The sequence below is a fragment of the Blastomonas aquatica genome (assembly GCF_014639875.1).
GTDB classification, from domain to species: domain Bacteria; phylum Pseudomonadota; class Alphaproteobacteria; order Sphingomonadales; family Sphingomonadaceae; genus Blastomonas; species Blastomonas aquatica.
The window spans coordinates 115650-129688 of sequence record NZ_BMGD01000002.1 but is presented as its reverse complement, the minus strand read 5'-3'; the positions used below and the strand labels follow the sequence as shown (position 1 = coordinate 129688).

Annotated in this window: 13 protein-coding genes; 7 read left to right on the top strand and 6 right to left on the bottom strand. The window is 64.5% G+C overall.

All coding sequences use genetic code 11. From position 1 onward, the window contains the following. Positions 1-5 precede the first annotated feature (5 nt). From IEW00_RS04580 to IEW00_RS04565, 4 genes are read left to right on the top strand one after another with little or no spacing between them, the layout of a single operon-like run. Positions 6-971, top strand: coding sequence for a fumarylacetoacetate hydrolase family protein (locus IEW00_RS04580; protein WP_188513219.1), 966 nt, complete (start codon positions 6-8; stop codon positions 969-971). Further along, positions 968-1465 (top strand): cupin domain-containing protein, encoded by a 498-nt coding sequence (locus IEW00_RS04575; protein ID WP_188513218.1) that lies wholly within the window; start codon positions 968-970, stop codon positions 1463-1465. The genes IEW00_RS04580 and IEW00_RS04575 overlap by 4 nt, the downstream gene beginning before the upstream one ends. Continuing rightward, positions 1452-2201: an alpha/beta fold hydrolase gene (locus IEW00_RS04570; RefSeq protein WP_188513217.1), complete on the top strand. Its 750-nt coding sequence runs from the start codon at positions 1452-1454 to the stop codon at positions 2199-2201. The genes IEW00_RS04575 and IEW00_RS04570 overlap by 14 nt, the downstream gene beginning before the upstream one ends. Continuing rightward, positions 2198-2569 carry a nuclear transport factor 2 family protein gene (locus IEW00_RS04565; RefSeq protein ID WP_188513216.1) on the top strand — a complete coding sequence of 124 codons (372 nt, stop codon included), beginning with the start codon at positions 2198-2200 and terminating at the stop codon, positions 2567-2569. Before IEW00_RS04570 ends, IEW00_RS04565 begins: the two co-directional genes overlap by 4 nt. Before the next feature lie 9 nt (positions 2570-2578). Here the strand turns inward: IEW00_RS04565 and IEW00_RS04560 are convergent, their stop codons facing one another. Then, positions 2579-3703, bottom strand: a complete 1125-nt coding sequence (locus IEW00_RS04560) for a Rieske 2Fe-2S domain-containing protein (RefSeq protein WP_188513215.1) — start codon at positions 3701-3703, stop codon at positions 2579-2581. 137 nt (positions 3704-3840) lie between these two features. Between IEW00_RS04560 and IEW00_RS04555 the strand changes: the two genes are divergently transcribed. Beyond that, positions 3841-4518 carry a GntR family transcriptional regulator gene (locus tag IEW00_RS04555; protein WP_229736818.1) on the top strand — a complete coding sequence of 226 codons (678 nt, stop codon included), beginning with the start codon at positions 3841-3843 and terminating at the stop codon, positions 4516-4518. A gap of 14 nt (positions 4519-4532) precedes the next feature. On the opposite strand, the gene IEW00_RS04550 is transcribed toward IEW00_RS04555, so the two are convergent. Genes IEW00_RS04550 through IEW00_RS04540 form a run of 3 tightly spaced genes read right to left on the bottom strand, consistent with a single transcriptional unit; the run spans position 4533 to position 8142 of the window. Next, on the bottom strand, positions 4533-5945 hold the full coding sequence (locus tag IEW00_RS04550; protein ID WP_229736817.1) for a mannitol dehydrogenase family protein: 1413 nt from the start codon (positions 5943-5945) through the stop codon (positions 4533-4535). Further along, complete coding sequence (gene uxaC, locus IEW00_RS04545; RefSeq protein WP_188513212.1) at positions 5942-7360, bottom strand: glucuronate isomerase; 1419 nt, start codon at positions 7358-7360, stop codon at positions 5942-5944. Before uxaC ends, IEW00_RS04550 begins: the two co-directional genes overlap by 4 nt. Beyond that, positions 7360-8142 (bottom strand): FadR/GntR family transcriptional regulator, encoded by a 783-nt coding sequence (locus tag IEW00_RS04540; RefSeq protein ID WP_188513211.1) that lies wholly within the window; start codon positions 8140-8142, stop codon positions 7360-7362. Before IEW00_RS04540 ends, uxaC begins: the two co-directional genes overlap by 1 nt. A 110-nt stretch (positions 8143-8252) precedes the next feature. Here IEW00_RS04540 and manD point away from each other — a divergent pair, with 110 nt between their 5' ends. Continuing rightward, a complete protein-coding gene (gene manD / locus IEW00_RS04535) occupies positions 8253-9461 on the top strand; it encodes a D-mannonate dehydratase ManD (RefSeq protein ID WP_188513210.1) in 1209 nt (402 codons plus the stop codon). 30 nt (positions 9462-9491) lie between these two features. Then, positions 9492-10349, top strand: a complete 858-nt coding sequence (locus tag IEW00_RS04530) for a sugar kinase (RefSeq protein WP_229736889.1) — start codon at positions 9492-9494, stop codon at positions 10347-10349. Here IEW00_RS04530 and IEW00_RS04525 read toward each other — a convergent pair. Together IEW00_RS04525 and IEW00_RS04520 are read right to left on the bottom strand one after the other, a co-directional pair. Then, on the bottom strand, positions 10312-11577 hold the full coding sequence (locus IEW00_RS04525; RefSeq protein WP_188513208.1) for an MFS transporter: 1266 nt from the start codon (positions 11575-11577) through the stop codon (positions 10312-10314). The genes IEW00_RS04530 and IEW00_RS04525 overlap by 38 nt on opposite strands. 103 nt (positions 11578-11680) lie before the next feature. Continuing rightward, positions 11681-13969 carry a TonB-dependent receptor gene (locus tag IEW00_RS04520; protein WP_188513207.1) on the bottom strand — a complete coding sequence of 763 codons (2289 nt, stop codon included), beginning with the start codon at positions 13967-13969 and terminating at the stop codon, positions 11681-11683. Positions 13970-14039: the final 70 nt, after the last annotated feature.

The window sequence follows — 14039 nt, the reverse complement described above, 5'->3', positions numbered from 1 at the left end:
CCAACATGAAACTTGCCACCCAGGACAATGGCACACCCGATGGCGCGCTGGTCGTCGTCAGCGCCGACGGCACTCGCTATCTGGCCGCATCGGAGATTGCTGCCACCTTGCAGGCAGCGCTCGATGACTGGTCCACCGCCGAGCCCGCGTTGCGCGCGCTGGCCGATCGGCTGGCCAATGGCGAAGGCGAAAGCGCGGCGGGCCTCGCTTTCGCCGCGCCCCTGCCCCGCGCGTGGCAATGGCTCGATGGCTCGGCCTTCCGCAGCCATGGCGAGCTGATGGAGACCTTGTTCGGCACCGAACCGCCGCCTGCGGGCCGCCCGCTGATGTATCAGGGCCTGTCGCACCAGTTCCTCTCCGCCACCGCCGACATGCCGCTGCCGCGAGAGGAAGACGGCATCGATTTCGAGGGCGAGTTCGGCATCATCACCGATGCCGTGCCGATGGGTGTCACGCCCGAGCAGGCGTTGGCGCACATCAAGCTGATCGTGCAGATCAACGACTGGTCGCTGCGCGCGCTCGCCCCTGTCGAGATGAAGACGGGCTTCGGCTGGGTCCAGGCCAAGCCCGCCTGCTCCGTCGCGCCGTTCGCGGTGACCCCCGATGTGCTGGGCGATGCCTGGCGCGATGGCCGCGTCCATCTGCCGCTCAGCGTCGAGTGGAACGGCAAGCGCTTTGGCGATGCGCTGGGCGGGGTGATGGAATTCGGCTTTCATGATCTGATCGCGCACGCCGCGAGCACGCGGTCGCTGTGCGCGGGCACGATCATCGGATCGGGAACCGTTTCCAACAGCAACTTCCGCGAAATCGGATCGTCGTGCATCGCCGAACGGCGCGGGATCGAGATGCTCGACGAGGGCAAGCCGCGCACCGGGTTCATGCGCTTTGGCGACACCGTGCGGATGGAGGCACGCCTGTCCGATGGCAGCCTGCTGTTCGGCGCGATCGACCAGCGCGTGGTGAAAGGATGAGCGCACCCGCCTCGTCTCCCGTCCGGCGCATCGTCACCGGGCATGATGCTGCGGGCAAGGCGGTCATCCGCAGCGATGACCTCCTGCCGGTCGAGCCGATTCCCTCGGGCGATGCCGGCTTCAGCCTGGTGTGGACCACCGCGAGCGTGCCTGCCGACAACAACGACGAGACCGATGGCCGCCTGCGCGACGCCGGGCTGACGCTGCATCGCGGATCGGTGATCCGCATCGTCGATATGCTGCCCGGCGGCGCATCGCCGATGCACCGGTCGAGCAGCATCGATTATGGCATCGTGCTTTCAGGCTCGGTCGAGCTCGAGCTTGACGACGGCGCGGTCACGACCGCGCACGCGGGTGACATCATCGTCCAGCGCGGCACGCTGCACCTGTGGCGCAACCCCTCGGCGGATACGGTCTGCCGGATCGCGTTCGTGCTGATCGAAGCCGCCCCGGTGCAGGTGAATGGCGAGGCGCTGCCCGATGTCGAACCCTGAGATGAACGCCGCGCCCTCATCCCGCGAGACCGTGATCCTGGTCCCCGGGCTGCTGTGTGATGGGGCGGTGTGGCAGCACCAGCAGGCGGCGATTTCGCGCGAATACGATGTCCTCGTCCCCGATCTGACCCGGCAGGATTCGATCGCCGCAATGGCCGCGCAGGTTCTCGCCGATGCGCCGCCGCGCTTTGCGATCGCGGGGCATTCGATGGGCGCGCGCGTCGCGCTGTCAGTGTGGCAGCAGGCGCCCGATCGGGTGCAGCGGCTCGCCCTGCTCGATACCGGGGTGCACCCGGCAGGACCCGACGAACCATCCAAGCGGCAGGCGATGCTCGACATCAGCGCGAACCGGGGCATGACCGCGCTCGCCGATGTCTGGCTGCCACCGATGGTGAAAGATGGCCTGCTCGATACCGATCCGATGTTGCGGGCGGCGCTGTACGCGATGGTCGGGCGCATGTCGCCAGCGATCCACCGCGCGCAGATCGCCGCGTTGCTCGCGCGACCCGATGCACGGCCGCTGCTGCCGCTGATCCGCTGCCCGGTGCTGATCGGGGTGGGCGCGCTCGACCGCTGGAGCCCGCCCGACCAGCATCGCGAAATCGCCTCCGTCATCTCGCATGCCCGCTATGTCGTGTTTGAAGACAGCGGCCATATGGCACCGATGGAAGCCGCCGAAGCGGTCAGCGATGCGCTGCTGCAATGGATGCACGAACCCGAGGGACAATCGGCATGATGGAAATCGAATGGGCCGTCGAACGGCTGATCCGACGCTTTGCGATGCTCAATGACGCGCATGACGCCGATGGGCTGGCGGCGATGTTCACCCCTGATGGCAGCTTTGCCCGCCCCAGCGAGCCCGATGCGCCGGTGGTCGGGCGCGAAAACATCCGCGCGTTCTTCCGCGACCGGCCCAAACGCACCACCCGGCATGTGATGGCCAACACCCTGGTCGATCCCATCAGCGAAACCGAGGTCCGCGCGCACAGCTATGTCGTGCTGTATATGGCGGACAAGACGCTGGTCGGCGATTTCCACGACCGGCTGGAACTGCACGACGGAGCCTGGCTGTTTGCCGAGCGGCGCGGCACGCTCGCCTTCTGAGCGCGCCGATCACTCCGCCGGCGCGAGCACCTGACCGGCAGCTGCGACCTCGGCCTGCTCGGCGGCAATCGCCTGATCGATCATCTTGCGCGATCGCACCCCGCCGGCATCGATGTTGAGCAGCAGCAGCTTGCGATCCGGATACAGATCGAGATTGCGCTGTTGCAGCTGCAAAATCTCCATGTCCTCTCCGAAGATTTTGCCCTGGCCCTCGCGGATCGTGTCGGTCAGCGCTGCGTCCGCGACCGCGAACCGCCGCGCCATGCCCCAGAAGTACCAGTGCGAGGTGGTGGTTTCCGGCGTCATGAAATCGACGACGGTCGAGGATGCCTTCTGGCTGTCATCGGCGTGATAGCCGCCATTGCCAGCGAGTGCGACGCCGACCTCGATCAGCACGCTGCTGGGCAGCGAGAAGCGGCAGATCTGCCAGCGATCGACCAGTTGCTGGTCGGGGAGCCCTGCCCCGCGCAGCGCCATCTGCCAGAACGGCGGGGCGATGATGCCATCCATGAAGCGGCTGGTGACGATCTCGTCGCCCTCGATCCGGGTTTTCACCGGTGCCTCGTCGATCTCCTTCTGCCCGATGCTGCCAGCATGGACATAGGTCTCGTGGGTCAGGTCCATCAGGTTGTCGATCATCAGCCGATAATCGCAGGCGACATGATACAGCCCGCCGCCATACGCCCATTCGTCGCTTTCGGCCCATTCCAGATGCCGCAGCTTGGCTGGATCGGCCGCCTCGGCATCGCCGGGCCAGACCCAGATGAAGCCGTAGCGCTCGATCACCGGAAAAGTGCGGATCGGCGGGAAGCCCCCAACCCGCTGGCCGGGCATGCCGACCGTCCGGCCGTTGCAGCCCATCGCGAGGCCATGATAGCCGCACACCAGAGCGCCGTTCTCGATAAAGCCAAGCGACAGAGGCGCGCCGCGATGCGGACAGAAATCCTCAAGCGCCGCGACTTTGCCCTCACCATTGCGAAAAAAGACCATCCGCTCGCCGCAGATCTGGCGCCCCAGCGGCTTGCCGTCGATTTCGGCGGGGGTGCACGCGACGTACCAGGTGTTCACCGGCCAGGGCTTGATAAGCGACGTCTGAGCCGCATTGGTCAATGAAGCATTTGCTGCGGTAGCCATGTCGCTCTCCCTGGTATCCCCGGCCGTGATAACCGACCGCTATTGGATCCAATAAGCATGATGCCGTAGAATCGTCAAGTGCGATTGGGGCTTGCCGGGGGGCGGGCAGACTTTAAGAAAACACCATGGAAAAGCGGATGAAACCGGGGCAGCGCGTGGTCGTCGCACTGCGCAAGATGATCGCATCGGGCGAACTGGCAGATGGCGAGCGCATCGCCGAAATTCCGACCGCAGAGCGGCTCGGCGTATCGCGCATGCCCGTGCGCACCGCGCTCAGGACGCTGGAGCAGGAAGGCCTGGTCGCCCGGATCGGCGCGCGTGGCTATGCCGCGCGGGGGCCAACGATCAGCCAGGTGACCGATGCCATCGAGGTGCGCGGCGTGCTCGAAGGGCTGGCCGCGCGGATCGTGGCTTCTTCCCCGCCTGCGCCGCAGTTGGCGCAAAAGCTCAAGGATTGCCTGGCACAAGGCGAAGCGCTGTTCGCCAAGGGGTATCTCGAAGAGGCCGATCTCGAACGGTTCTACACCTATAACCTGGCGTTTCACGATCTGCTGGTCGATGCCAGCAACAATTCGGCCATTGCGTATGCGCTGTCGCGCAACAACCATCTGCCGTTCGGATCGGCAGCGGCCCTTGCGCTCGACTGGGACGATCTGCCCGCGACCTACGCGCACCTGTCCGCCGCACACCGCGATCATGTCGCGGTGTGCGATGCCATTCTGTCAGGCGATGCCGAAGAGGCCGAGCAGTTGATGCGCCGCCATGCGCGCGCGCCATTGGCGAACGGCAGGCTCACCCACGCCCCGATGCTGTAGCCGCGGGGCGCGGATCAGGCCGCGACGCCCGCGATCTGACCCTTGATTGCCTCGATCGCTTCGGGCGATGCGGTCCAGGTGGCACTGAACACGCCGCCCTCACCGAACAGCGCGGCAGCGATGCCTTCTGCGCCATGCTCTGCCCACAGATCGGCGAGCTTGGCTGCCATCGGGTCATCGACCGGACGCACATCACCGCGCACATGCACGATCCACGCGGCCACGGCCTCCAGTATCGCCGCGCAACTGCGACCCTCCGCCTGGTTGACCGCCAGCGTTTCAAGCCAGCGCTGCGGAATCTTCTGCGATCCATCCATCGCGATCTGGATCAGGCGGTGGGGCAGCGCGGTGTTGGCAAAGCGCGCGATTAGCGCATCGGCATAGGCATCGAGGTCCAACCCCGGTGCCGGGCGCAGCGTCGGCGCAGCTTCACACCGCATCAGCGTGCGGACCGTCGCGGCCAGCGCCGGATCGGCAATCGCCTCGTGGACGAACTGATACCCGCGCGCCAGCCCCAGATACGCCAGAGCCGAATGCGCGCCGTTGAGCATCCGCAGCTTTGCGGCCTCGAAATCCCCGACATCGGCCACGATCTGCGCGCCGACCGCTTCCCAGCGGGGGCGTGGCCCTGCAAAATCGTCCTCGATCACCCATTGGCAAAATGGCTCGGTGATCACCGCTGCGGCATCCTGAAGCCCGATCCGGTCTGCCAGCCAGCTGCGGTCGGCATCGGTCACCGCTGGCACGATCCGGTCGACCATCGTGCTGGGGCAGCGGCAGGTCTGCACGAACCATTCGGCCAGCGCAGCATCGGTGCCGCCCAGATAATCGCGCATCAGCGACATCAGCCGCGCGCCATTGTTGGCCAGGTTGTCGCAGCTGACCAATGTCAGACCGGGCAGCCCCGCAGCGCGCCGCTGCGCCAGCCCGGCTGCCAGAAAGCCGTAGATCGTGCGCGGCGGCCCCTGCCCTGCAAGGTCAGAGGCAAGCGCGGCATCCTCGCGGGAAAGCGCGCCATCGGGTCGGCGATGATAGCCCTTTTCGGTGATCGTGAAGCTGACGATGTGCGTGTCCGCCGATGCCAGCGCCGCGATCACCGCATCGGGGTCCTGCGGCGCAACGATGACGTGCGACACCGCGCCGATCAGCCGTGCCGATGCCCCCCCGCTCGATCGCTGGACGACGGTGTACAGCCCGTCCTGCGGATTGAGCTGATCGGCGACATCGCCCGACCGCAGCGATACGCCGATGATCCGCCAGTCGCGATCGCCAGCCGCCATCGCGTCATCGGTGTACACCGCCTGATGCGCGCGGTGGAAGGCGCCGATACCGAAATGCACGATGCCGCAGCGCTGCGCACCCACGTCATAGCCCGGACGCGCGACATCGCCTGCCAGACCGCTCAGCGTGGCTTGCGATATTCTCACAGCTTGTAGGCCTGTTTCGCCAGCGCATAGGACAGGTCGTGCGCCACCTCGGCGGCTTCCCATTCCTCCATCCGGTGTTCGGCCACCAATGTCGCCAGGAACCCGCAATCGATCCGGCGGGCGACATCGTGCCGTGCGGGGATCGACAGGAACGCGCGGGTATCGTCGTTGAAGCCCACTGTGTTGTAGAAGCCTGCGGTCTCGGTCATCGACAGCCGGAACCGGCGCATGCCTTCGGGGCTGTCGTGGAACCACCAAGCCGGACCCAGCTTCAGCGCGGGATAGTGCCCGGCCAGCGGCGCGAGTTCGCGGGCGTAAACCGTCTCATCGAGCGTGAACAGGATGATGGTGAGGGCGGGCGCGTTGCCATAGCGCGCCAGCAGTGGCCGCAGCGCATGGACATAATCGGTGCGGGTGGGCATGTCGGCGCCCTTGTCGCGGCCGAAGCGTTCGAACACATCGCGGTTGTGGTTGCGCAGCGCACCGGGATGGATCTGCATCACCAGCCCGTCGTCCATGCTCATCCCCGCCATTTCGGTGAGCATCTGCGCGCGGAACAGTTCGGCATCTTGCGGCGAGACATCGGCTCGGGTGACGCGGGCAAATAGCGCTTCGGCCTCAGCCCGCGACAGACCGGCGGTCAGCGCGGTGGGGTGGCCGTGGTCGGTCGAGGTCGCGCCATTCGCCGCGAAGAACGCCCGGCGCTTGCGGTGCGCCGCGAGATACCCTGCATAACCGAACGCATCCTCGCCGGTCAGCTCGGAGAACCGTGCAAGGTTGTCGGCAAAGCCTTCGAACTCGGGATCGATCACCGGATCGGGACGATACGCGGTCAGCACCCGGCCCTGCCAGCCGCTCGCGGCGATCTTCTGGTGGTGCGCGAGCGTGTCGAGCGGTGATTCGGTGGTGGTGATCACCTCGATGTTGAACCGGTCGAACAGCGCGCGCGGACGAAACGCCGGTGTCGCCAGCGCCTCGGTGATGCGGTCGTAATACAGATCGGATGTCTCGGCGGTCAGCTGGACATCGAGCCCGAAGCCTTCGGCGAAAACCCAGTCGAGCCACATCCGCGAGGGCGTACCGCGGAACAGATGATAGTTCGCCGCCAGAATGCGCCAGGCCTCGCGCGGATCAACCGCAGGTCCGCCATCGCCCGCAGGCTTCAGGCCGATCGCCTCGAGCGGAATGCCCTGGCTGTAGAGCATGCGGAACACGTAATGATCGGGCTGCAGCAGCAGCTCGCTGGCATTGGCAAACGGTGCATCGTCGGCAAACCATTGCGGGTCGGTATGCCCGTGCGGGCTGATGATCGGCAGACCAGCCACATGCTTGTACAGCCGCCGGGTGATGGCGCGGACATCGGGGTCTACGGGAAAAAGCCGGTCATCGTGCAGGGTCAGGGGTCGCATGCTCATTACAGGTTCACCGCGCGCGCATAGCGCTCCCTTGTGGTGGCGACATCGCGGCGCGCCGCTTCGATCGCTTCTTCTTCGGTGGCAAACAGCAGGTGATCGATCACCGAGCCCATATGGCCGCGCATCGCGGCGCGTGCCGCCGCCGGGTCGCGCGCACGCAGCGCCTCGAGCACCGCAAGATGCTCCTCGACAACCGGCTGGACATTGGCGGTCCGCGCCTTGTCGAGCAGCAGTGCGCAGTTGGGCGAGGTCGAGCGCAGACGCCACATCTCCTCGACCTGGCTGAGAATCACCGCGTTGCGGGTGGCCGATGCGATCAACAGGTGAAACGCCTGATCCGCTTTGGTCCTGACCCCGGGCAGGCGGTTTTCATTGTCGATCTCTCTTACCAATTGTTCGAGTTCGGCGATCTCATCGTCCTGGATATGCACTGCGGCCAGCGCGGCGGCCTCGCCCTCGATCAGCATCCGCGCTTCCATCAGCTCGAAAGCGGTGACCGAGAACCCGGGGGATTCGGTCTCTCCGGGCAGGGCGCAGACATACGCCCCAGAGCCGATCCGCACATCGATCAGACCCTGGACTTCGAGCGCGATCATCGCCTCGCGCACCGCAGGACGGCTGACATTGTACTGGATCGAAAGCTCGCGTTCGGCAGGCAACCGATCACCCACTGCATACCGCCCGTTGGCCAGTTCAGAAAACAGTTGCCGCGCCAGTTTTTGATACAGGCGCTCCGGCCCGTCGGCGGGTTGAAGACTGATCTCTTTTTTTGGGCGCGCCATCGCTGCCTTGCTCCTTGCTGAAAACGGGTCTTACCAATTTGGTTGAAATCGGCAATATAATCTTTATCACCGCACCATAGCATAGCGTCCGGGAGAGGAAAGCGGATCTCATGAAGATACAGTCGGCCAAAGTGATCGTGACCTGTCCGGGGCGCAATTTCGTCACGCTCAAGATCGTCACCGATCAGGGTGTCTACGGCATCGGCGATGCCACGCTCAACGGGCGCGAAAAATCGGTGGTGTCGTATCTGGAGGACCATGTCGTCCCCTGCCTGATCGGGATGGATCCGCGCCGGATCGAAGACATCTGGCAATATCTCTATCGCGGTGCCTATTGGCGGCGCGGTCCGGTGACGATGCGCGCGATCGCCGCGGTCGACATGGCATTGTGGGACATCAAGGCCAAGATGGCCAATATGCCGCTGTACCAGTTGCTCGGCGGGCGCAGCCGCGATGGCGTGATGGTCTATGGTCATGCCAATGGCAGCGACATCGCCGAGACCGTCGACGCGGTCGGCCACTATATCGACATGGGCTACAAGGCGATCCGCGCACAGACCGGGGTTCCGGGCGTCAAGGATGCCTATGGCGTCGGGCGCGGCAAACTGTATTACGAGCCTGCCGATGCGCAGCTCCCCTCGGTCACCGGCTGGGACACGCGCAAGGCGCTGAACTATGTGCCCAAACTGTTCGAAAAACTGCGCGAAACCTATGGCTTCGACCATCACCTTCTCCATGACGGCCATCATCGTTATACCCCGATGGAAGCCGCGCAACTGGGCAAGGCGCTCGAACCCTATTCCTTGTTCTGGCTCGAAGACTGCACGCCTGCTGAAAACCAGGAAGCCTTCAAGCTGGTGCGGCAGCACACCACGACCCCGCTTGCGGTGGGCGAGGTGTTCAACACCATCTGGGATGCCAAGGACCTGATCCAGAACCAGCTGATCGATTACATCCGCTGCACGATCGTCGGCGCGGGCGGGATCACGCATATGCGCCGGATCGCCGATTTTGCCGCGCTCTACCAGATCCGCACCGGAAGCCACGGCGCGACCGATCTGTCACCGGTGACGATGGGCTGCGCGCTGCACTTCGACACCTGGGTCCCCAATTTCGGCATCCAGGAATATATGCGCCACACCGAAGAGACCGATGCGGTGTTCCCGCACGACTACCACTTCGAGGCCGGCGAACTGTTCTGCGGCGAGACCCCGGGCCATGGCGTCGATATCGACGAGACGCTGGCGGCGAAATATCCCTACAAGCCCGCGTACCTCCCGGTCGCACGGCTTGAAGACGGAACCATGTGGAACTGGTGACCGGTGCGCCTGGTTTTCATCGGGGAAGCGATGCTCGAGCTGACGCGTGCCGGACCCGGCTGGCAGCTGGGCCATGGCGGCGATACGCTCAACACCGCGATCCATATCGCGCGGCTGGGGCATGACACCGCGTATCTGACCGCGATCGGCAGTGATCCGCTGAGCGGCGACATGACGGCGCGGTGGGAGGCCGAAGGGCTCGATACCCGGCTTGTTCTCGCGCATCCTTCGCGCAGCACCGGGCTGTATGCGATCAGCACCGATGCGGCGGGTGAGCGCAGCTTTTCCTATTGGCGCGACACTAGCGCCGCGCGCGCGATGTTCGACCTGCCGCAATCGGGCGCCGCGCTCGAACAGGCCGCCTGCGCCGATGTGCTGGGCTTTTCGCTGATCACGCTCGCCGTCCTGCCGCCCGAGGGACGCGCGCGGCTGATCGCCACCGCGCGATCGGTGCGCGAACGCGGCGGACAGGTGGTGTTCGATGGCAATTATCGCGCGCGCCTGTGGAGCGACCCGGCTGAAACCCGGCGCGCGCGCGATGCCGCCATCATGGTTGCGACAATCGGCCTGCCCACGCTCGAGGACGAAACCGCGTTATCGGGCGAGCGCGATGCCGGGGCCGTCGCCGCTCACTGGCAAGGTCTGGGTTGTGATGAAACCGTGGTCAAGCTGGGCGCGGGCGGGTGCCGCCTGCCCGATGGCCGCGTGATCGCGCCCGGTGCGGTGCTTGCGCCTGTCGATACCAGCGGCGCGGGCGATGCCTTCAACGCGGGATATCTGGCCGCGCGGATCGATGGTGCCGATTGTGCTGACGCGGCGCGCGCGGGTCACGCGCTGGCTGGCTGGACGATCATGCGGCCTGGCGCGATCCCGGCGCGGGCGCCCTGAGCAGGCTCCACAACACCACGGCAGCGAGCAGATCGAGCGCGGCCAGCGCCACGAACAGCGGGTTGTAGCCAAAGGTATCAGCGCTCTGGCCGATCAGCAGCGTGAACAGCATGCCCCCGATCCACGCCGATGTCCCCGCCATGCCGCTCGCGGTGCCTGCGGTGCTCTGGTCGAACACGTCCGAGCAGAGCGTGATCAGCGCGCCGTTGAGCATCTGGTGGGCAAAGCCGCCAACGCAGAACAATGCGATCGCCATAGCCGGCGAGGTGGCCAGGCCGATACACGCGGGGCCGATCATGCACAGCGCTCCTATCGTCATCGTGATCTTGCGCGAGGCGAGCAGCGAGGCACCACGCTTCATCAGCCAGGTGGGCAGCAGCCCGGCGGCCAGGCTCCCGAAATCGGCCGCGAGAAACGGCATCCACGCCCAAAGGGCGATCGACTTGAGATCGAGATCCCACACCGCGACCAGATAGAGCGGGATGAAGAAGTTGAAGGTTTGCCACGCGGGCTCTGACAGGAAGCGCGGCGTCGCGATCGCCCAGAACGAGCGGCTCTTGAGCACGTCCTTCTTGGTCGCGGGCTTGTGCGTGACATCGTCCTTGCGCCCGCTGGCGATCAGGTCGGCTTCGGCCTTGGTCAGCCGCGGATGGTCTTGCGGGTCGCGATAGCCGACCCACCACATCCCTGCCCACACCACGCTGAGCGCGCCGGTGACGATGAACGCGGCCTGCCAGTTCCATGCGAGGATGCAGAACGCGACCAAAGGCGGCGCGATCATGTTGCCGACGCTGGTGCCCATCTGGAACAGGCTGGTCGCAAGCGAACGTTCGCGCGGCGGAAACCAGGTCGCGACGGTCTTGACCCCGGCGGGGATCGCCGCAGCCTCGGTCGCGCCGAGCAATGTACGGAAAAACGCGAGGCTCTGCCAGCCGGTCGCAAACGCGTGCGCCATGTTGGCGAATGCCCAGCCCAGCGCGAACAGGAAGAAGCCCAGCCGCGCACCCAGCGTATCGAGCACCGATCCTGCCACGGTCTGCATCACGGTATAGCTCGCCTGAAACGCGAGAACGACCCAGCTGTACTGCTCGGTCGTCATCGAGAATTCAGCTTTAAGCGTGGGCGCAGCCACCGAAAGCGTCGAGCGCGCCAGATAATTGAGGATCGTCCCCAAAGTCACCAGCCCGATGATCCACCAGCGCAGCCGTGCCGTTTTCGCGGGGGTCATAGCGATGAACCTTTGATTGGGTTGCCAGGGCAACAAAAAGCGGCCGGGCACGTGGCCCGGCCATAGGGAGATGTCTTAATGCGTGTTCAAGCGATCCACCCGGTCAGTATTTGACCGCAAACCGGACCCCCAGATAGCGCGCGGAGTCACGTGCCTGGATACCGATGATGTTGGTAACCGGCGATGCGTTGGGATACGGATTGTCGGTAAAGCTGCTCGCATCGTTGCGGATCGTCGCGAAGTAATTGCGATCGAACAGGTTCCGGACCAGGAACGTGATGCTGTAGCGCTGGCTTTCCTTTTCCTCGAAACCCAGGCTGAGGTTGGCGATCCCATAAGCGCCCTGACGACTCGCCGGATCGTTGGTCAGTGCAAAGAAGGTTGCGCTCTGCCAGGTGTAGTTGGTGTTGAAGGTCAGATTGACCGGCAACTCGCCCAGCGGCAGGTTCATGTCCGCGCCGACGTTGAATTTCCATTCGGGCGAGTTGGCAAGGCGTGCCCCCGAAAGGTCCTGAGAACGACCACCCGACGCATTGGGCAGACAGCCCTGCGCCACGGTCTGGCCGAAATAGCATTCGCCGTTGGGATAGGATTGGACCTTGGCATCGATATAGGCGACGCTGCCATTCAGGTTCAGCCAGTCGGATGCCCGCACTGTCAGGTCCGATTCGACCCCACGGGTGCGCAACGCACCAACATTGGCGAGAATGAAGGCACCGCCCAGTTCAGGCTCAAGCGTCTGAGACTGGAAGTTGCTGTAATCGCTCCAGAACCCTGTGATATTCCAGAAAACGCGGCGATCGAACAGGCTGGTGCGCAATCCCAGCTCGTAGTTGTCGACGGTCTCGGGCTGGATCGGACGGCTGGCCGGATGGGTGGGCCGCACGAACGACGAGGTCAGGTCATAGCCCTGGCCTTTATACCCGCGCGAATAGGTCGCGAACGCCATGATATCAGGCGTGAAATCCTGCTGCAGGCCGATCTTGCCGGTGACGACCGAGTCCTTGGCCGAACCACTCGTGAAGAACGGCGGGTTGCCGCCGCTGGCGTTGAAGCGCTCGTACTGGAACGCGACCTTTTCGTGGTTGAAGCGCAGACCGGCGATGATCTTGGTGCCCGGCGTGATCTCCAAGTCGCCCTGACCGAAGACAGCGACGCTTTCCGAGACCGAGCGCCCTGCCCAGTTGGCACCCGCGATCGGGCCAACCCGCTGGAAGGTGCGGAAGTTGTCGTTGCGTGCGATGAAGGTGCCCAGCACATATTGCAGCGGCGAGTCCGACTGCGAGGTCAGACGCAGCTCGTGGCTGAGCACTTCGCCCTTGAAGGTCCCGCCCTGGACGAGACCATTGGGCTGGCCGAACAGCGGCCCGAAGGCACCATCGAAATCCGAGTTGTCCTGCGAGTTATAGTGCGACATCGCGAATATTTGCGTCAGAAGATGGTTGCCGATCGCAAGGTTCATGTTGACCGAGCCGCCATAGCTTTCGGAATCGGCGGTGGTGAACGGATCGACGCGGATCGCGAAATTGTCGCGGCCCGGCGTAATCCCGGCGAGGCTGACTGAAGATGGCACCCCAAAGCCGGAGGTGATCCCCGGTGTCCGCTCGATCGCGGTCAGCGCGCAGCAATCGGTGCGCGTGTTGTTGTAATAACCGATCAAGGTCGCATCGAAGTCTGATGACGGCTCGAAACGCAACTTCACGCGGATGTTTTCGCTGTTGCGTCCGTTGATCGTCGTGCCGCTCTGCAATTCACGGATATTGCCGTCGAACCGGCCAACCGATCCGTTAACCCGGAACGACAATGAGTCGCTGATCGGCCCCGAGATACCCGCGGCATAACGCTGCTCGTCATCGTTGGTCAGCAGGACCTCGGCGTTGGCGGTCAACGTCGTCGAGGGTGCCTTGGTGGTGATGTTGATGACACCTGCAGAGGCTGCCTTGCCGAACAGCGTGCTCTGCGGCCCGCGCAGAACCTCGATCCGCTCGATATCGTCGAGATCGCTGAAACCCTGACCCGGCAGGCCGTTGACCACGCCATCGACCATCACCAGCACGCTCTGCTCGACACCGACCGAAAATGCCGCCGTGCCGACACCGCGCAGCACGATAACGTTGTTGTTGATATCACCGCCTTGGGTGATCGTGAGGCTGGGAGCGAGCTTGGTGAGATCCTGCAGCTGGCTGCCGCCGACGCTGGACAACGCATCGCCGCTGATCACAGTGACCGCTGCAGGCACATCCTGAATGTTCTGATCGCGCTTTTGCGCGGTGACGATGATCTCGCCATAACCGGCCTGCTGATCGTCAGCTGCTGACGAATCCTGCGCAACCGCAGGCGAGCAGAGCCCCGACAGCGCCACGGACGCAGCCAGAATCGAAGTGTACCGCATGAAACCTCCCCTAAACCAATTCTGATCAATTCATTTTTATTGGACTGACCAATAATGGATCCAAAGACGG